This window comes from Marinobacter pelagius (genome assembly GCF_900114925.1).
In the GTDB taxonomy this organism is placed as follows: Bacteria; Pseudomonadota; Gammaproteobacteria; order Pseudomonadales; family Oleiphilaceae; genus Marinobacter; species Marinobacter pelagius.
Genome location: NZ_FOUR01000002.1, coordinates 507,544 through 526,418, shown reverse-complemented (window position 1 = coordinate 526,418; position 18,875 = coordinate 507,544). Strand labels below are relative to the sequence as shown.

Here is an 18,875-nt window from a genome sequence, read left to right as displayed (position 1 = left end):
GATGTATAACCACAAGACGAATCTTCTACGGGCCATTGCGCTGCTGATCCTTCTCCCGATGATGTCCCTGGCACACGGGCAGGAAGAGACCTGGAGGCTGAACCTTAAGGATGCGGACATCCGCGCCTTCGTAACCCAGGTGGCAGACATCACCGGCTACAGTTTTGTGGTGGATCCCCGGGTCAAAGGGAAGGTGACGGTGCTTTCCAGTGCCCCCATGAACAAGGATGAAATCTACGACCTGTTCCTGGCGGTTCTGAACGTTCACGGCTTTACCGCCATTCCCGGGGAAGAGGTGATCAAGATTGTGCAGCAGGTGGACGCCAAGCAGTCCGCCGAAATACTCGACCGATTTCCCGAAACCCCCTCCGAGCAACTGATTACCCGGGTCATCCAGATCGATAACGCCAATGCCCTGGAGTTGGTACCCATCCTGCGCCCGCTGGTGGCCAAGTACGGGCACCTGGCCGGTGTGGCGGCCGCCAATGCCCTGATCGTGAGTGATCACCGCTCCAACATCGAACGAATCGAACAGATCGTCCGGGAGCTGGACAGCCCCTCCAAGTACGAGGTGGAGGTGATTCAGCTGCGGGAGGCCTGGGTGGGCGATATGGTCACCCTGCTGCAGGAACTGGCGCCGGATGAACTGGGCAAGGCCGGGGGCGAGAATGCCGCCCGTAAATACAGCGTGACCGCCGATGAGCGCAGTAACCGTCTGATTCTCCGGGGCGACGAAACCTTCCGGGAGAAGATGCGTGAGCTGATCCGCAAGCTTGACCAGCCATCCGCCACTGGCGGGACCACCAAGGTTATTCGCCTGAAGCATGCCGATGCCAAGAACCTGACCGAGATCCTCAAGGGTGTGATGGGTGAGGTGCTCAAGGAGGGCGGTTCAGGCAGTGGCGGGGCTGGCGGTGGTACCGCAGGCAACCCGAACAACAACTTCTCCGTTTTCGCGGACGAAGGTCTGAATGCCCTGGTGGTCCGTGGTGATCCTTCGCTGATGCAGGAGGCCGAGCAGATTGTGGCGCAGCTGGATCTTCGCCGGGCTCAGGTGATGATCGAGGCGGCCATCGTGGAGATCAGTGATGAGCTGGGCCAGGACCTTGGTGTGCAGTTTGCGGCGGGTGATGAGTCGGGAGAATCCACACCGGTGGTAGGTACCAACTTCGGAAATGTCGGTCGGAGTCTCGGGGACGTGCTCACTGCAATCCTGACCGAGTCGGCAATTACTCCGGCAACGGGAGGCATCACCATCGGCGCGGGCGAGCGGGATGAGGATGGCCTGAGCTGGGGCATCCTGCTCCAGGCGCTGTCTACTTCCAGTGCCGCGAACCTGCTGTCCACGCCGAGCATCATTACCCTGGATAACCAGGAATCCGAGATCACCGTGGGCCAGAACGTTCCGTTCCGGACCGGCCAGACCGCCGTTACCGGCGATGGCCTGAGCAACCCGTTCACCACCATCGAACGCCGCGACGTGGGCCTGACCCTCAAGGTGACCCCGACCATCAGTGCCGACGGCCTGGTGCGCCTGGTGGTGGAGCAGACCACCGAGAGCGTGGCGGACAGCATTGAGAACGCCTCAGACATCGTCACCAACAAGCGTGAGATCAAGACCACCGTGCTGGCGGACGACGGCGAAACCATCGTCCTCGGCGGCCTGACCCGTGATGACCTTCAGGTCACCAAGAGCAAGGTGCCTCTGCTGGGCGATATCCCGGTCCTCGGCCGCCTGTTTTCCTCCGAATCCCAGAGCCGGATCAAGCGCAACCTGCTGGTGTTCCTGAGGCCTAAGATCATGCTGGGTAAGGCGGACGCCGTCGCCGCGACGGATGAGAAGTACAAGGCGTTGTGGGAGGTGAACCTGAACGTCCGTGAGAAGCTCGGCCTGCCAAGCGCGGAAGAGCGGCCGGCGATTGATGACCTGTTTGATTCTGGCAGCGAAATGCGGGCGCAGTGAGGTGTGAAGCTGGGGTCAGAAGAAGGCTTTCTTCTGACCCCGCTGTTTGGCTCTTGGGGTCTGATGAACGCTTTCATCTGACCCCAGCTTGGATAGCATACTCGGAAGTTTCGCCTGAACATGGGGTCAGATGAAGGTCTTCATCAGACCCCTGAGTTGAAGGTCTTCATCAGACCCCTGAGTTGATCAGACTCCTGAGTTGAAATCGGGGTCTGAAGAAAGCTTTCTTCTGACCCCTCCTTCACCTGAACCTGAACCCCTCGCCCACTACAAAGGCGGCATCGGGCAATCCATCTGATCCGCCACCAGCCGCATCAGCTCATACTCCCGCACTTCCACCTTCCCATCGTGGCTCACGCAGTGAGCGCAGGCGTCGATGATCGCAGGCTTCAGCAGTGGCGACAGGCTGTTCAATGCCCTCAGCGCCTCCTGCAACTGCCGCATCGTGACCTTCTCCAGCGGTGGCAGGTCTCCCTTCCGGGTATCGACAAAACCGGCAACGGCTTCCTGGTAGAGTTTCTGGGCTTCGGTGTTGTCGGAAGTCCCGGCGCGGGCCATCAGGCTCAGCAATCTCTGGATCGCCGGTAACAGCGGTTTATAGCTCTTGTAACGGACCGGCACCACCCGGCCGGCATGATCGCCCAAGTGGCGGGACAGGAAGCTGGTGAGGGTCAGTTCGAACAGACTGATTTTCTCGTCTGCCGCCGCGAGCTTTCGCACATTGTTGATCAGCCCATCCCGTTCCTCCGGATCGAGCTTGCGCAGGGCAGGCATGGCCAGTTCCAGGGCGGGGAAGCGCACGCCTTCGCCAATGCTTTTCAGGGCTGGCAGGATCTTTGACATGATCTCAGGCTGGCAACCCAGCACGGGGTGATCGGAAAGCAGGCTGAGGCGTTCCTTCCGCTGGTCTCGCGATAGATCGGTTACCAGCATGGCATAGCAAAGCTGAATGGCGCCGGCGCGGGTGTAGAGCAGGGTGCGGAAGGTGGCCGGCAGCTGTTCCAGGAACGCCATGGCGAAGTCTTCACCCTGCCGGGTGACCGTGCCCACCTGGCTCGACAGTTCCTTTGCCGGCACCGGCGCGGCCCGGGCAATGGGCGAGGTGCGACCGGAGCGGACCGGCTGGTAGATGTCCCGGGCGACGTCGGCAAAACCCGTCGAACCGTCTGGCGCCCGGGCGCCGCCACGAAGATCGCTGGTTGGCCGCGTGTCCCGCAGCCGGCTGCGAAGACGGGCCAGCAGGCCGGGCTGGATGGCGTTGATACGTACATCGATGGGCGGGTGCGAGGCGAGCAGCGAAGTGAATTTCATCCGCGCGGCTTCGCCAAAGCACATGTGGTTCATGTCGCTGGCGTGGCTGGTGGTATCCAGGTAACCGCCTTTCATGCCGATCTTGAACAGTGCCCCGCCGATGCCCTCGGGGTTGCGGGTGAACTGCACCGACGAGGCGTCCGCAAGCATTTCCCGCTGGCGGGAGACCGCGGACTGGATCAGCCGGCCGAAGAATACACCAACGTAGCCGATGATCATCAGGGCCAGGCCAACCACGGCCATGGCAGCCTGGGCGCGACCATCCCGGTTCCGGGACCGGACCCCATGGCTGCTGTAAAAGCCGGCACGCAGCAGGAACTGGCCGATCTGGCCAATCATCAGGATACCGGCCAGCAATGCGATCAGGCGGACGTTGATTCGCATGTCACCGTTGAGAATGTGGCTGAATTCGTGGCCAACCACGCCCTGGAGTTCGTCCCGGGTCAGCTGGGTGAGGGCGCCGTGGGTAACCACCATCACCGCCTCGCCGGGGGTATAGCCGGCCACAAAGGCGTTGATGCCGGTTTCCTGGTCCATCACATACAGTTCCGGCACGGTAACGCCGCTGGCAATGGCCATTTCCTCGACGATATTGCGCAGCTTGCGTTCGTCCGGATCGCGGGTGTCGGGATCGATGGCGCGGGCCCCCACCATGCGGGCAACCCGTTCACCGCCACCAGCCAGGTCCACCCACCGCACCAGCGAACCGATGCCGATCAGGGCGACGACGGCAGAGGCGGTGATCAGGCCATGGTTGGACAGCAGCCAGTGGTGGAAGGCGAGGCTGGAGGTTTCGCTACGGGTGACCAGGTAGCCAACGACACAGACCGCGAGGGTGATCAGTACCACCGCGGTCAGGAACAGGAACACCAGCAGGCCGGTGTTGCGCCGGGCATGGGCCTGGCGCTGGAAAAATCCGGGATGAGCCAAGACTCAGGCCTCAGAAAGCGACTTTCGGGGCCTGGCGGGCTTCCGGGGACTCAAGCTGGAGCTGGGCGGTTTCCTTGAACGCGAACATGCCCGCGACGATGTTGTTGGGGAACTTCTCGCGGAAGATGTTGTAGTTCATCACGCCATCGTTGTAGGCCTGGCGGGCAAAAGAGACCCGGTTCTCGGTGCTGGAGAGCTCTTCCATCAGCTGCTGGATGGTTTCGTTGGCCTTCAGCTCGGGGTAGTTCTCGGCCACGGCGTAGAAGTTGGCCAGGGCCTTGGTGAGCAGGTTCTCGGCGCCGCCCAGGCGCTGGATCTTGGTGCTGTCACCCGGATCGGTGGCGGCGTCCTTCTGGGCGCTGACCGCGTTGTTACGGGCTTCCATCACCTGGGTCAGGGTGGATTTCTCGTGGGTGAGATAGGCCTTGGCGGCTTCCACCAGGTTTGGAATCAGGTCGTGGCGCCGCTGCAGCTGCACGTCGATCTGGGCAAAGCCGTTCTTGAACTGGTTGCGCAGGGACACCAGCTGGTTGTAGATGAACACCAGGTAGATAACGACGACAGCGATCACTGCCAGGCCGATAAGGGTCGTTCCCATTTCAACTCCTCTGAATGGTTGGTCTGAATCTACTTCCTTGAGTATCCATGATTTTTTCAGAGATTTCCCGGCAGGGTTGTATCAATTTGTTCATTTTTGGTGCTGAGCGGATACAAAAACGCCCGCACGGGGCGGGCGCTTGTTGGCGGCCCGGATGGACCGCCCTCTGAAAGCCGGAATCGGCTGATTATGCCAGGTTTTCGTTGACGAAATCCCAGTTAACCAGGTTCCAGAACGCTTCCAGGTAGTTCGGACGGGAGTTGCGGTAGTCGATGTAGTAGGCGTGCTCCCACACGTCTACGGTCAGGACTGCCTTGTCGTCGCCAGTCAGCGGGGTTTCCGCGTTGCTGGTGTTGACGATGGCAACACTGCCGTCCGGCTTCTTCACCAGCCAGGTCCAGCCGGAGCCGAAGTTGTTGGCGGCCTTGTCGTTGAACTCTTTCTTGAAGTCTTCGAAAGAGCCGAAAGCCTTCTCGATGGCTTCCTTGGCTGCGCCAGTCGGCTCACCGCCACCGTTCGGGCTCAGGCAGTGCCAGTAGAAGGTGTGGTTCCACACCTGGGCAGAGTTGTTGAATACGGGGCCGCTGGAGCTCTTGATGATGTCTTCCAGGGACTTGTTGGCATTGTCAGTGCCTTCAATCAGACCATTCAGCTTGGTGACATAGGTCTGGTGGTGCTTGCCGTAATGGTACTCGAGGGTTTCCTGAGAGATGTGCGGTTCCAGTGCGTTCTTTTCGTAAGGCAGTGCGGGAAGTTCAAATGCCATGAGGTCGTTCTCCCTGTCTCTCTGTTTATGTGAGTGTACGTTGCTGCAATATAAGGGCGATTTGAGTTATATCAACCCTTTGTAGTTAAACTGCTTTTAAAATCCGGGCAGCCCGGAAGAAACTGCGCACAGTTCCGGACCCGCCAGACCAGCTCCTCGTAGCTGTCCGCCAGGATATTCACGTGACCCAGCTTGCGGCCCGGCCGTTCCCCTTTATTGTAGAGGTGAACGTGCGCATAGGGCAGTTCCAGGATGCGCTCGATGTCGCCGTGTTCGCCAATGATATTGATCATACAGCTTAGACCACGGAGCGCGACATTACCCAGCGGGTGACCGCTGACGGCGCGGATGTGATTCTCGAACTGGCTGGTCATGGCCCCTTCGATGGTCCAGTGGCCGGAGTTGTGCACCCGGGGCGCCATCTCGTTCGCCACCAGCCCATCCTCGGTTTCGAACAGCTCAAGAGTCAATACGCCGACGTAATCCAATTCGTTCAGCAGGGCCTTGATGTAACGCTCGGCGTCTTCCTGAACATGCTTCGCCAGGCCCGGGGCCGGGGCGATGGAGTAGCGCAGGATGCCTTCGTGGTGGGTGTTCTCGGCCATCGGGTAGAAGGCCAGGTCGCCGTCTTCGGCGCGCACCGCGATAATGGACACCTCACGCTTGAAGTTGACGAACTTCTCGACGATCAGGCGCTGGTGGCCGATGCTTTCCCACGCGCTTTCGGCGTCTTCGGGATCTTTCAGGACGGCCTGGCCCTTGCCGTCATAGCCTTCGGTGATGGACTTGGCGACCACGGGGCAGCCGAGCTCTTCGGCGGCGGCTTTCAGGGATTCGGCGCTGTCGGCGATTTTCCACTCAGGGGTCGGGATGCCCAGCTGGCCAAACAGGGTTTTCTCGGCTTCGCGGTTCTGGCACACCTGCAATGCTCGTGGGCAGGGGTGAACCGGCTTTTCTTTGGCCAGTTTTTCGGCAACCTCGACCGGCAGGTGTTCGAATTCGTAGGTGACGCGGTCAACCCGGGACAGGAAGTCGTCCAGATATTGGCCTTCGCGGTCGATAATGACTTCGCCAAGCCCGGCGCTGGGGTTGCCGGACATGTCGTAGAATACAAAGGTCTTGGCCAGTGGGTATCCGGCGAGGGCCAGCATGCGCCCGAGTTGGCCGGCGCCTAGTACACCAATTCTCATTTGTGTTCTCCTGCCATGGTTTGGCATATGAGTTTAGTCTGATTTCTGGTCTGACTTTGGGAGTGTGAGCGGGTTGGGCAAGGCTTTCCAAAACACGCTCCTGGCGGCACGTCCCTGTGACGCTTGGGCTCCGCCATCCATGGCTCCGCACAGTTTTGGAAAGCCTTGCCCAACCCGCTCAACTGAACCCTGTGCAAAACCGCTTGTTCTCACTGTGATCGCACTAGTCAGACTTCTCAATTACTCGACAAGTTCGCCCTTCTCTGCGCTTGAACGGCTATCGCAACAGGTACGGGGAGTCTTAGGGGTATCCTTTCCAAAACTGTTGAGGGCCAGGGACGGCCCGAAACAAGCGCACATGGACGTGCTCGTAGCGTGTTTTGGAAAGGATACCCCTAAGACTCCCTTCTCCCAAGTTCGCGGTGTCAGCCAGCTCCGGGATATCAGGGTTTACTGTTCGCTTGGATCCGGATTATCGAGGACCGTTTGGGTCTGGGTCGAACGAAATTCTTCTACAGCCTTCCGGACATTGTCATCGAACGTGCCGATGATTTGTGCTGCAAGCAGGCCGGCGTTGGTGGCTCCCGCTTTACCGATGGCCAGGGTGCCAACGGCGATGCCGCCAGGCATCTGGACGATGGACAGCAGGGAGTCGAGGCCGTTCAGGGCTTTGGACTGGACCGGTACACCGAGTACGGGCAGGGCGGTCTGGGAGGCGACCATGCCCGGGAGGTGCGCAGCTCCGCCGGCGCCTGCGATGATGACTTTCAGGCCGCGGTCGGCGGCGGTTTTGGCGTAGTCAAAGAGCAGGTCCGGGGTGCGGTGGGCGGAGACGACTTTGGTTTCGTAGGGTACGCCGAGTTTTTCAAGCATGTTGGCGGCGTGTTCCATGGTGGGCCAGTCGGATTTGGAGCCCATGATGAGTCCTACAAGCGGCTGCATATGCAACATCCTGAGATAATTGGAAAGCCGGCCATTGTATGTTTTGGCTACTTACCATGCAACTTGCCCGTTTTGGTGCATGGTATTGGCCGGAGCCATCCTCAGGGGTCAGATGAAGGCCTTCATCTGACCCCATCTTAAGGTCAGACTCCGTGGTTGCCGCTAAGGAGGGGTCAGAAGAAGGCTTTCTTCTGACCCCGGCCCCGTGCCACATTAGCAGAGCTTCATTTCACCCCGTTTATAAGTGCATGTATTATCAGACGTTGACCTGAAAAGCGTCCATAATTCAGACAGAGCTGGTCGGGCATACCTTGTTAACGATCCGGCAAATAGAATAATGAACAACCAGAACTCAGACCCAGGAGCAGTAATGGATTCCATCCGCCCAGATGACGACGAACTCCGAGCAGACGCGCCAATCGGCAGTAGTGAGCGGAAGCGGCCTGCTCCGAAAAAGGCTGCCGCTGCGCCGGCTGCTCGTTCCGGTGGTTCTGGCGGGGCCGGGAAGCCGCCGGCTGGTAACGGTAACGGTGGTAATGGCAAGGGCGGTCTGGCGGCGGTCTGGTTGTTGTTGATTGCGGTTGCGGTGGCTGCGGTTGCCGGTTGGTATTCCCAGAATCAGCGGATTCAGGCGATGGAGTCGCAGCTGGAGGAGGCGGACTACTGGGCGCGGCAGAGCAAGTTGGCACTGGCCCGGTTTGAGGGTGAGCTCTCGGAGACGGGTGAGAACCTGCAGGAGCGGGGGCAGTCGCTGGAGGAGCAGATTGCGTCGAACAAATCGGGGCTGGAGGAAGCGTCCAGCGAGATCCGCAAGCTTTGGGTTGTGGCCAATGAGCGGAACAAGGCGCGTCTGGATGAGCATGAGGAGCAGCTGGCGACGCTGAAGTCGGCTCTGGAGGAAGAGAAGAAGGCGGTCGCCAGTCTCGAAACGACTCTCGAAGAAGCCCGGGCTTCTCTGTCTTCGGAGATTGCCGCGCTTGAAGAACAGACGGAAACGTCGATCGTTGCGCTGAAGGAAAACACCGCCCAGGCCTCTGAGCAGATTACGACCTTGAGTCAGCAGATGGCGGATGTGGATCAGGTGATCGAGAGCCGTATCCGTCGTTTCGAGCAGGAGCAGAAGCTGGGGATCAGTGGCATGGAGAGCCGGATTACTGCTTTGGAGAAGAAGACGGATGGGGTAGCGGGCAGTTCGGAGGTGCGTTCGCTGCGTAATCAGTTGGCCTCGCTCAAGCAGACGGTGGATTCCATCGATGCGTCCCGGGCGCAGCTTACATCTCGCCTGGTCCGGTTGTCGGATGAGGTGGACCGGCTGGAGGCGCGAATGTCCGGTCAGTGATCGGGCTTTTGAGTTTTCATTAAACCGGGTGTTCGGCGCTTTGTAACAGTTTGTATTCATCCCTTGCGGTAGCTCTCATTTCTGGCGGGAGCCAGTTGTTATGATCAGGCAACTCGCAAAGGGATGAAGAGCAAGAACAATGAGCAAACGAACCCTCCTGGCGCTGTCGCTCCTGGTTTTTGGTTCCGGTTGTACGGTGTACCAGTCGATCGGCAAGAGCGTTGGTTCCTTCCTGCATCCGGTGTCCGGCCCCGATTTCGTTCACATCCCGGATGATGAATGGGATCGTGATAACGCCCTTCTTTATTTCTATCGCACCCATTCCCAGTGGGCGGCGGATGAGATCGAGGCGCCCAGCGTCTACATTGACGACCACCACTATTTCAACATTCGCAACGACAGTTACACCTGGCTCGAAGTCAGCCCCGGTGAGCGTCACATCGCCATGCGCCGGCCACTGCTGGGCCTGGAAGGACTCAATTCGTTCAGTCTCAGTCTGATTGCCGATGCCACCCTCCGGGTAGAGCCGGGGCAGATCTACTACCTGCGGTACAACGAACTCACGGAACCGGAGCAGATCCATCCGGATCTGGATCCCGAGCATCCCCTGGCGGAAGGGGACCTTCAGTTGGTAACTCGTGCCTATGCCATGCAGGCAGGGGAAATCGTATCGACCCAGTTCCTGAACAGTGATCTGCTGGCGCCCAATCATGCCGCCACCTCGATTGTGGAGGTGAATGAGGACATCGATTACGAACGCTCGCTGGCTGCACTGGAAGAAGAGCGGGAATTGGAGATTGAGCGTCTCAAGGAGGAGGGGAGATACGAATCTGCGCCCTGGTACTGGCCGTTCGGTGGTGGCCCGACAGTGACTCTGGAAGCCGAGCGGAAGATCCGCAAGCTCGAACGGGACTATGCGGCGCTGGAGGAAGAGCGGGAGCGTCGGGAAGCGGCTGAATCCGGAGGCTGGTGGTTTTTCTGAACATTGGCTGAATCGACAGGGCGCAGGAGCAGTTTCACAATTGTGAATGTCGGGACTGGTTACTACACTGCATGCAGTGAAATGAATCAGGAAGTCAGGACGATGTCTCTGAAGGATCGATTGCAAGGCCGCCTGGAAAAGCTGGCGGACGACGTGGTGCCTCTGGCCATGCAGGGGCTTGAGGATGTGCGCAGGCGTATTGATGAGCTGAATTGCTCGCTGGCGAGCCGGTCCATCCCGGATGATCGGCGCTCGCGGGTGAGTGAGTTGTCCCTGCGCCAGAAGGCCGAACAGGCGGGCCAGCGGCTGGTTGAGAAGGGGCCAAAAAAAGGCTCCGGTAAATGACCGGTTTCTGATCAGGTTTTGGTTAAAAACCGCCCGATTTTGAATGGCTTGCAGATTTTTTCAGAAAATTCCCGGAAAAGGTTTGACACTGTCAGCGAAATGCTTAAAATGCGCGTCTCACTTGCTTGAGAGAGCAAGGACTTGAAAGCCTCTCGAGGTTGGAAGTGGGTGGTTAGCTCAGCTGGGAGAGCATCGCCCTTACAAGGCGAGGGTCGCAGGTTCGATCCCTGCACCACCCACCACTTTCAGAGTCTTTCAAAGGCATCACCGGATCACCCCATCCGGTTTCAGGTTCAAGCCCACGGGCTGAATTGATGCGGAGCGGTAGTTCAGTTGGTTAGAATACCGGCCTGTCACGCCGGGGGTCGCGGGTTCGAGTCCCGTCCGCTCCGCCATTTTTTCCCGGGTGGTTAGCTCAGCTGGGAGAGCATCGCCCTTACAAGGCGAGGGTCGCAGGTTCGATCCCTGCACCACCCACCAGAATTCCGAAAAGGCCGATCCGCGAGGATCGGCCTTTTTTCGTTCCGGGGGGCTGATTTTACTCAGGGGGCTGATCTCTCCAGGGGTCTGATGAAAGCTTTCATCTGACCCCAGCTTAGCGGCAACCCCGGAGTTTCATCTGAAAATGGGGTCAGATGGAAAGCCGGAGGCTTTTCATCAGACCCCTGGGGCAAGATGAAGGCTTTCATCAGACCCCTGGGGGCAGCCGCCCCCGCATTCACTTCCCAATCAACGACTGCCCACAAACCCGCACAATATTCCCGTTAACGCCATTCGAAGCCGGACTGCAATACCACGCAATCGCTTCGGCCACATCCACCGGCAGCCCGCCCTGGGACAGGCTGTTCATGCGCCGGCCCGCTTCGCGGATGGTGATGGGCATGGCAGCGGTCATCTGGGTTTCGATGAACCCTGGGGCGATGGCGTTGATGGTGATGCCATTTTTCAGCTGTTTCGCCATGGCTTCGACATAACCGATCACGCCGGATTTGGCGGTGGAGTAGTTGGTCTGGCCGAAGTTGCCGGCGATGCCGCTGATGGAGGAGATGCACACGATCCGGCCGTTCTCCCGCAGCAGTTCCCGTTTCATCAGCTCTTCGTCGATGTGCTCCTCGGCGGAGAGGTTCACGGCAATGGTCATGTCCCAGAAGTGCTCGGGCATGTTGCCCAGGGTCTTGTCCCGGGTGATGCCGGCGTTGTGGATCACCAGGTCGAGGCCGCCGAAATGTTCCTCGGCGAAGTCGGCAATCAGTTTCGGCGCGTTCTCGTCGGTAATGTCACAGGCCAGGGCCTTGCCCTTGATGGAATCGGTCACCTTCTGCAGATCTTCCATGGCCGGCGGGATGTCCAGGCCGATCACGGTGGCGCCATCCCGGGCCAGGGTACGGGCAATGGCTTCGCCGATGCCGCGGGAGGCGCCGGTCACCAGGGCGACTTTGCCGGTCAGCGGAGCCACCGGGTTGGTGGCCGGCGCTTCGGTGCTCTTGCCGATGCGTACCACCTGACCATCCACATAGGCGGAGCGGGCCGAGAGGAAGAAGCGGACGCTGGAGTCCAGTTGTTTTTCAGCGCCTGGAACCATGCGGATCAGGTTCGCGGTGGCACCTTTCTTGCCGATTTCCTTGCCCACCGCACGAACAAAGCCTTCCAGTGCCTGCTGGGCGGCAGCCTGGGGTGCTTTGCGGCAGCTGGCGGGATCCATGCCGATCACCAGTACGCGGCCATTGCCGGCGAGCTTCTTGATGGTCGGATGGAAGAAGTCGTAGACCGCCCGCAACTCCTCGGGGGTTTTGATGCCGGTGCCGTCGAATACGAGGGCGGAGAATTTCTGGTCGATGTCGCCGCCAATCTCGAGGGGGTTGGCTTTGTTGCCGGCCTTGGCGGAGTCGGTCAGAGTGTCGGGGCCGGAGGCGTGGTGCAGGGTGGCGGCGCTGGCGCCGACGATGTTACCTACTGTGGCGATGGCGCGGGCACCGGTGGCTGCACCGACGAGGACGTCGCCTTCGATGAAGGGCTGGTCGGTGCGTTTGAGGCGATTAAGGGGCACGGGTGAGGGCAGGCCCAGGGTTTGGGCGGCGGATTTGCCGACCGGGGTGTTGACGATTTTGAGGTAGAGGTCAGACATTGGGTCTTCCTTGTATTTGCGGTTGGATGCAATTTGACCTACAGGGTAAAGAATCCTTTAGTTTTTGGATTGACTCAATGCTTTTGGTTGGTTGTCAGGGGTGCCAATGAGGCTTTCTGGCCTGGCGCTAGACTGATGTTGCATTAAGTCAGGCTCTGGGGGAGGGTGATTGGGGATGGCTTTCCAAAACCCGCTCAAGCACGTCCCTGTGACGCTTGAGCTCCGCCATCCTTGGCTCCGCACAGTTTTGGAAAGCCATCCCCAATCACCCCTTACTCCGTGCGTTCATCCATTCCAAATTTGAATCAGGAAAAGACTATGGCACAGGCTCCGAAACGTACACAGAGAAAGTCACCAGCGAAGAAAACCGATAACGGAATCCGCCGTGTTGCGGTGATCGGTGGCAACCGCATTCCCTTCGCCAAATCCAACACCGCCTACAGCAAGATCAGTAACCAGGAGCTGCTGACCTCGGCTCTCCGTGGCCTGGTGGACCGTTTTGATCTTCAGGGCAAGCGTATGGGCGAGGTGGTTGCCGGTGCGGTGATCAAGCATTCGCGGGATTTCAATCTGACGCGGGAGTCGGTGCTCAGTTGTGGGTTGGCGCCGGAGACGTCGGCTTATGATATTCAGCAGGCCTGTGGTACCGGGCTGGAGGCGGCGATTCTGGTGGCGAACAAGATTGCCCTGGGGCAGATCGAGTGCGGCATTGCCGGGGGTACGGATACCACCTCCGATGCGCCGATTGGTGTCGGTGAGGGGCTGCGGGAGATTCTGCTGGATCTGAACCGGGCCAAGACGGCGAAGGAGCGGTTGAAGATTCTGGGGCGGTTCCGGCCAGGGCATCTGGTGCCGGAGATCCCGGAGAATGGGGAGCCGCGTACCGGGATGTCCATGGGTGAGCATGCCCAGGTGACGGCGAAGGAGTGGGATATTGCCCGGGAAGATCAGGATTTGTTGGCTTGGGAGAGTCACCAGAAGTTGGCCAGGGCTTATGAGGAAGGCTTTTTCAGTGATCTGATGACGCCGCTGGCAGGGCTGGAGAAGGACAATATCCTGCGTCCGGATACCACGCTCGAGAAGCTGGCGACCTTGAAACCGGTATTCGATAGGGAAAATGGCACCATGACGGCTGCCAACAGCACGGCGCTCACGGATGGTGCGTCCTGTGTGCTGCTGGCCAGTGAGGAGTGGGCGAAGGAGAACAATCTGGAGGTGAAGGCCTGGCTGACGTTTTCGGAAGTGGCTGCGGTGGACTTCGTCGACAAGAAGGAAGGTCTGCTGATGGCGCCGACTTATGCGGTGCCCCGGATGCTGGAGAAGGCTGGGCTGACACTTCAGGACTTTGATTTCTACGAGATCCATGAAGCGTTTGCTGCGCAGGTACTTTCCACTCTGAAGGCGTGGGAGGATCCGGTTTTCTGCAAGGAGCGTCTGGGCCTGGACAAGCCGCTGGGCAGCATTGACCGTGACAAGCTCAACGTGAAGGGCAGTAGCCTGGCCACAGGCCATCCGTTCGCCGCCACCGGCGGTCGGATCGTGGCGACGCTGGCGAAACTGCTGGAGGAAAAAGGCAGCGGCCGGGGCCTGATTTCGATCTGCGCCGCGGGCGGGCAAGGGGTTACTGCGATCCTTGAGCGATAAGTTACGGGATAGCCGTAATATCCTTTGACAGGATCCATTCCAGACCGTATCATGCGCGCCACGTTGATCGGGGTTATCCCCGAAAGACAGCCAGTTTTGATGCGGGGTGGAGCAGTCTGGTAGCTCGTCGGGCTCATAACCCGAAGGTCGTTGGTTCGAATCCAGCCCCCGCTACCACTTAAGAAAAAGGCGGATCAGTCGTTCTGATCCGCCTTTTTTGTGTTTGGGCAGCAGAAAGTTCCTGCCAAGTAAATGTTCCTCGGCGTGTAATGACTTGCTTGGTGGCTGGGGGGGGGGGCCAAATGATTGCAAGTCACTTCCCCCCACCAGAGCCGACGGCCTTTGAACCTGGGCCAAGCTGGCCCAGGTGCTTCACCATCTTGCTACACCATCAAACGTCTAGGTATCGCCGGGCAAGGCATCACCGGGAACTGCGACGCATGTTCCCGTCGAAGAACTTGGCAAGCTCATCAGTGTCATTGAATGATAGGACCTGTGACACATAATGGTCCGGTCGTACCACGACAACGGCCCCGTTTCTGTCGATACCCCGCGTTTCGAAGATGTCGACTTCCGGATCGATGGCGTAGACTTTTTCATAATCGGTCACCTGGAATGGACCCACTTTCGGCGCGAAAATGGCCGGAATGTTGGGGCCGAATTCAACTTCGCCATGGGGCTGCTGGTAGATCACCTTGACGTCGAAGATGCTGTCCAGGTCCGAGCCCTCCGGGGTGTACTTAACAACCGGCGACTCGGGTGAGCTGAGCAGCCATTCCGCCCAGGCGGACAAACGGGAATCCTCACCGGGACGGGCCTTGTCGGCGAAGGCGTAGATCCGCCAACGGCCGTCGGCGGTGGCATGGTGACCCAGGTGGACATCATTGCCATCGCAAACCCGCATTACCCTCTCCGATTTGAACCGCTTGCCGACAGGGAAACCGGTGGCCAGGTTCTGGTGCTCTCTGGTACCCGTGACCATTGACGTCTCGTACTCGGTCATGAAACCAGCCGGAAATTCAGCGGTTTTGACATAGAAATCCGCCAGTTCTTTCGGATCTTCGAATTCCTCGGCGGGCTTGGCCATCAAACTCGACCATTCCCGATCGAAGTCAATCAGGTTCTGCGCAACTACCTGGCGTTCGCTTGAATAGGTGCTTAGCAATGATTCGGGTGCGATGCCGGAGAGCACATGGGCCAGTTTCCAGGCGATGTTCCAGCCGTCCTGCATGGATACATTCATACCCTGGCCGGCTTTGGCACTATGGGTGTGGCAGGCATCGCCGGTGATAAAGACCCGTGGAGCCCGGGAGTCTTCTTCACCGGGTGGGACGTCGTCGAACTTGTCGGTTACTCGGTGGCCAACCTCGTAGACCGTGTACCAGGCACAGTGCTTCACCTCGAGGGTATAGGGGTGCAGGATCTGGTTGGCCTTTTTGATCGTGGTCTCCAGGGTAGTCTGACGAATCTGGTGGTTGTCATTCTCGGGGACCTCGCCAAGGTCGACGTACATCCGGAACAGGTGACCGCCTTCGCGGGGGATGAGCAGAATACTCCCACCGGTTGATGACTGAATGGCGCACTTGGTGCGAATATCCGGGAAGTCGGTGGTGGCCAGCACATCCATGACACCCCAGGCGTGATTCGAGACCGCGCCGATATGCTTGCGGCCGATTGACTCACGAACACGACTGTGTGCGCCATCGCAACCGATGACATATTTGGCTTTCACCGTGCATTCCTGGCCCTCTTTATCGCCTGATGTATGGCGCAATGTGACTTCGACGGGATAGGTCTCACTGTCGTGTACCGTCAGCCCCACGAATTCCAGGCCGTAGTCGGGTGTCAGCCGGGCGGGGGCGTTTTTTGCGAACTCGGCGAAGTAATCGAGAACCCTGGCTTGGTTGACGATCAGATGGGGAAACTCGCTGATTTTACCGCCGGGGTCATCCAAAGCTACCGAGGAACGGGCGATGTGATCAGAGTTATCGGAATCGGGAGCCCAAAAGGCCATCTCAGTAATACGGTAGGCTTCCTCGGTGATTCTTCCGGCAAAACCGAACGCCTGGAATGTCTCGACACTGCGCGCCTGGATACCGTCGGCCTGGCCGATTTCGAGGCGTCCGGAGCGCCGTTCAACGATACGGGTTGTGATGTTCGGGAACTTCGCCAGCTGGGCGGCGGCAATCATGCCGGCAGGTCCGCTGCCGACGATCAATACATCCACAACATCCGGTAGCGACTCCGGGCGATCAATACCCGTGCCGGACGCTTCCTCGACTCTCGGATCGGTGGATACATATCCATGATGGTGAAACTGCATTGTGACTTCTCCTTTTTGTTTTCTGGGGCCGGTTTTGGTCTTTATGTGATCATCTGCCGTGTTAGTCTCCAGTACTCATCCTCAGATGCGACTTGACCCGGGAGCAAAGGATTCGGTGACTGAGGCTTGTGGCGCAGGAACCTTGTCGCCGCTGACCTGGGATACCGGAAATACGGCATTGATCTGGCCAGTTCCTGAGCTGCCGAAGTAGGGCGTAAGTATTTCCGCCTTCTGATCGTACTCGGACCAGCCCAGTGCACCGAGCAGCATGGCGGTGTCGTGCATAAAGCCTTCGCCGTGACCTTTTACGGCGTATTCGGGCAGCATTTCGCAGAAGTCGTCCCACTCTGCGTTTTCCCACATCCGGACCACCTCATGATCCAGGCGTTCCAGGAACGGAGACCAGGTCTTGGTAGCAAACTTTGGTGCCTGACCGTTCTGGGCAAAGCGATGAGACAGTGAGCCGCTGGCAAAAATCGCCACGGTGCCATCGTAATGCTCTTCGATAGCCTTGCGCATTGCCCAGCCCAGACGGGCACTGTCGTTCAGGTAGTGCGCGGTACACATTGCGGAAACCGAAATTACCTTGAAGTGACGGTCTTCGTTCATGTAGCGCATCGGTACCAGAGTGCCGTACTCAGGATCGAGGGAGGTTTTGTCATGCGCCAGAGTCTCCACGCCCTGGGCATTGCATTCGGCAGCCAGCAGTTTGCCCAGTTCAGGATTACCGTCGTATTCAAATTCCATATTGGAGATGAAGTGTGGCAGTTCACCACTGGTGTAATTGCCTTTGAAGTGAGCGCCACAGTTGATGTGGTAGCTGGCGTTTACGAGCCAATGGGTATCGAAGACGACAATGGTATCAACGCCCAGCTCTCGGCAGCGGCGGCCGATCTCGATATGACCGTCGATGGCCGGTTGGCGAAAGCCTTTTTGCGGACCGTCCAGCTCGGATAGGTACATGGATGGTACATGCGTGATCTTGGCGGCAAGTGCGAGTTTTCCCATGACAGTTTCCTTTTCTTGTTTGGATTTGCGGGTACATTGGGTGACAAGCTGCCTTGTTTTTGACTTTGATTGGCAGTGCACGGTTCCAGCTTCTGTAACTCAATTATTCTTGGCTCCTCCTTGATAGGAAATGCAATATTCGCCTTAAAAATTGCATTTTTCGGTTCCGTGGAGCTGACCCCCGAATATCTCCTCAGGCTTTTGCTAGTGAATATCGCTGTCGACGTACCGCGTAATAGTGAGCGCCGAGGGCGGCTACCGGAGCCAGACAAATGCAGGCAGCGATCGGGAGCACGCCTTGACCGAGCAGTAACGGCATCAGCTGGGCAATCATGGCGCCCGTCAACAGTTGTATGAACCCCATTAGTCCGGAGGCTGTAGCCGCTGACGTTGGCGAGCAACTGATCGCAGCCGACTGGGCATTGGGCTGACTGAGTCCCCGCCCGAAGGTGACCAAAGCCATCGGCAGAAACAGGGTGGCATAGGTCAGTGTGCTACCGAGCGCGAAAGCGAGTAGCACCAGCGCGCCAGCCAGCGATAGAGTATTGCCAAGCAAAACTGCCTGATCGGAACTCGCACGTCTGGCCAACCGCGTCGATAAGAAACTGCCACACATGAATGCAAGCGAAACCGCCAGGAACCAGGTACCGAACAGGGCAGAGTTGCCACCCAGGCGGTCGACAAGGTAGGGAGCGGTGCCAACGAATATGTAAAAAGCAGCGGCAATGAAGGTGGTGGAAAGTGTGTAGCCAATATATCCCCCCGAGCTGAAAACACCTGCGTAACGCTGAATGACAGGCCTCAGTCGCAGACTGTCAGTTTTATCGCGGCAGGTTTCCGGCAGCCGCAGTGCGGCCACCAATAGCGCGACGGCGCCCATGCCCAGGGACACATAGAAAATGGAATGCCACCCCGCCCAGAGGTTTAGATAGCCGCCGAGGGTCGGAGCGATTGTCTGGGCGATCGCGATCGCCATGACAACATAGCCCATTCGGCTGGCGGCTCCTTGGCGACCATAGATGTCGATGATGATCGTGCGCGCCAGTACCATTGCCGCACTACCGCCGAGTGCCTGAAGCACACGGCCTGCGATCAACAACGTGGCATCCGGTGCGAGGGCTGCCAGCAGGCTCCCCAGGGTATGTAGGACAAGCCCTCCGAGTAGGACAGGACGGCGACCGAAGTGGTCGGCCAGTGGACCGGAGAGTAATTGGCCGAAAGCCAGCGTGAACAGGTAAGCCGTAAAACTCAGCTGGATCACGCCGACCCCGGTCTCAAGATCTCGTACAGCGTCCGGCATCGCCGGCACGAACAGATTGAGCGCCAACGGACTTGCCATGGCGATCAGTGCCATCAATGCGATGGAAGGTGTACGTACCGGGGTGTCGGCTGTCATCTTTGGACGTTGT

General features: G+C 58.8%; 14 protein-coding genes and 4 tRNA genes. 9 read left to right on the top strand and 9 right to left on the bottom strand.

The features are described from left to right. Position 1 precedes the first annotated feature (1 nt). Entirely contained in the window at positions 2 to 1,963 is a 1,962-nt protein-coding gene (gspD, locus tag BM254_RS06630; RefSeq protein WP_092000512.1) for a type II secretion system secretin GspD, read from the top strand. Positions 1,964 to 2,230: 267 nt separating this feature from the next. Here the strand turns inward: gspD and BM254_RS06625 are convergent, their stop codons facing one another. The 5 genes from BM254_RS06625 to purE all read right to left on the bottom strand — a co-directional run bounded on the left by BM254_RS06625 (position 2,231) and on the right by purE (position 7,700). Next, complete coding sequence (locus BM254_RS06625) at positions 2,231 to 4,204, bottom strand: M48 family metallopeptidase (RefSeq protein ID WP_092000509.1); 1,974 nt, start codon at positions 4,202 to 4,204, stop codon at positions 2,231 to 2,233. Between the two features lie 10 nt (positions 4,205 to 4,214). Beyond that, a complete protein-coding gene (locus BM254_RS06620; RefSeq protein WP_092000506.1) occupies positions 4,215 to 4,802 on the bottom strand; it encodes a LemA family protein in 588 nt (195 codons plus the stop codon). 187 nt (positions 4,803 to 4,989) lie between these two features. Continuing rightward, positions 4,990 to 5,568, bottom strand: a complete 579-nt coding sequence (sodB, locus tag BM254_RS06615; RefSeq protein WP_092000503.1) for a superoxide dismutase [Fe] — start codon at positions 5,566 to 5,568, stop codon at positions 4,990 to 4,992. A gap of 71 nt (positions 5,569 to 5,639) precedes the next feature. Beyond that, complete coding sequence (locus BM254_RS06610) at positions 5,640 to 6,758, bottom strand: 5-(carboxyamino)imidazole ribonucleotide synthase (RefSeq protein ID WP_092000500.1); 1,119 nt, start codon at positions 6,756 to 6,758, stop codon at positions 5,640 to 5,642. 450 nt (positions 6,759 to 7,208) lie between these two features. Beyond that, positions 7,209 to 7,700 carry a 5-(carboxyamino)imidazole ribonucleotide mutase gene (gene purE, locus BM254_RS06605; RefSeq protein ID WP_092000497.1) on the bottom strand — a complete coding sequence of 164 codons (492 nt, stop codon included), beginning with the start codon at positions 7,698 to 7,700 and terminating at the stop codon, positions 7,209 to 7,211. 370 nt (positions 7,701 to 8,070) lie between these two features. Here purE and BM254_RS06600 point away from each other — a divergent pair, with 370 nt between their 5' ends. The 6 genes from BM254_RS06600 to BM254_RS06575 all read left to right on the top strand — a co-directional run bounded on the left by BM254_RS06600 (position 8,071) and on the right by BM254_RS06575 (position 10,846). After that, positions 8,071 to 9,039: a coiled-coil domain-containing protein gene (locus BM254_RS06600; protein ID WP_092000495.1), complete on the top strand. Its 969-nt coding sequence runs from the start codon at positions 8,071 to 8,073 to the stop codon at positions 9,037 to 9,039. Between the two features lie 139 nt (positions 9,040 to 9,178). Further along, positions 9,179 to 10,021: a DUF2846 domain-containing protein gene (locus tag BM254_RS06595; protein WP_092000492.1), complete on the top strand. Its 843-nt coding sequence runs from the start codon at positions 9,179 to 9,181 to the stop codon at positions 10,019 to 10,021. A gap of 102 nt (positions 10,022 to 10,123) precedes the next feature. Then, on the top strand, positions 10,124 to 10,366 hold the full coding sequence (locus BM254_RS06590; protein WP_092000489.1) for a hypothetical protein: 243 nt from the start codon (positions 10,124 to 10,126) through the stop codon (positions 10,364 to 10,366). 166 nt (positions 10,367 to 10,532) lie between these two features. Further along, positions 10,533 to 10,608, top strand: a tRNA-Val gene (locus BM254_RS06585). Between the two features lie 76 nt (positions 10,609 to 10,684). After that, positions 10,685 to 10,761 (top strand) — tRNA-Asp (locus tag BM254_RS06580). Positions 10,762 to 10,770: 9 nt separating this feature from the next. Then, positions 10,771 to 10,846: transfer RNA gene (locus tag BM254_RS06575), tRNA-Val, on the top strand. 238 nt (positions 10,847 to 11,084) lie between these two features. Here the strand turns inward: BM254_RS06575 and BM254_RS06570 are convergent. Continuing rightward, entirely contained in the window at positions 11,085 to 12,491 is a 1,407-nt protein-coding gene (locus BM254_RS06570; protein WP_092000485.1) for a 3-oxoacyl-ACP reductase, read from the bottom strand. Between the two features lie 318 nt (positions 12,492 to 12,809). Here BM254_RS06570 and BM254_RS06565 point away from each other — a divergent pair, with 318 nt between their 5' ends. Both BM254_RS06565 and BM254_RS06560 read left to right on the top strand, forming a co-directional pair. After that, positions 12,810 to 14,135, top strand: a complete 1,326-nt coding sequence (locus BM254_RS06565) for an acetyl-CoA C-acetyltransferase (RefSeq protein WP_092000482.1) — start codon at positions 12,810 to 12,812, stop codon at positions 14,133 to 14,135. Between the two features lie 100 nt (positions 14,136 to 14,235). Beyond that, positions 14,236 to 14,312 (top strand) — tRNA-Met (locus BM254_RS06560). Between the two features lie 244 nt (positions 14,313 to 14,556). On the opposite strand, the gene BM254_RS06555 is transcribed toward BM254_RS06560, so the two are convergent. From BM254_RS06555 to BM254_RS06545, 3 genes are all read right to left on the bottom strand, one after another. Beyond that, on the bottom strand, positions 14,557 to 16,458 hold the full coding sequence (locus tag BM254_RS06555) for an FAD-binding monooxygenase (RefSeq protein WP_092000479.1): 1,902 nt from the start codon (positions 16,456 to 16,458) through the stop codon (positions 14,557 to 14,559). An 81-nt stretch (positions 16,459 to 16,539) separates the two neighbouring features. Beyond that, entirely contained in the window at positions 16,540 to 17,466 is a 927-nt protein-coding gene (gene hpaD / locus BM254_RS06550) for a 3,4-dihydroxyphenylacetate 2,3-dioxygenase (protein WP_092000476.1), read from the bottom strand. A gap of 193 nt (positions 17,467 to 17,659) precedes the next feature. Continuing rightward, a complete protein-coding gene (locus BM254_RS06545) occupies positions 17,660 to 18,862 on the bottom strand; it encodes a multidrug effflux MFS transporter (RefSeq protein ID WP_092000472.1) in 1,203 nt (400 codons plus the stop codon). Positions 18,863 to 18,875: the final 13 nt, after the last annotated feature.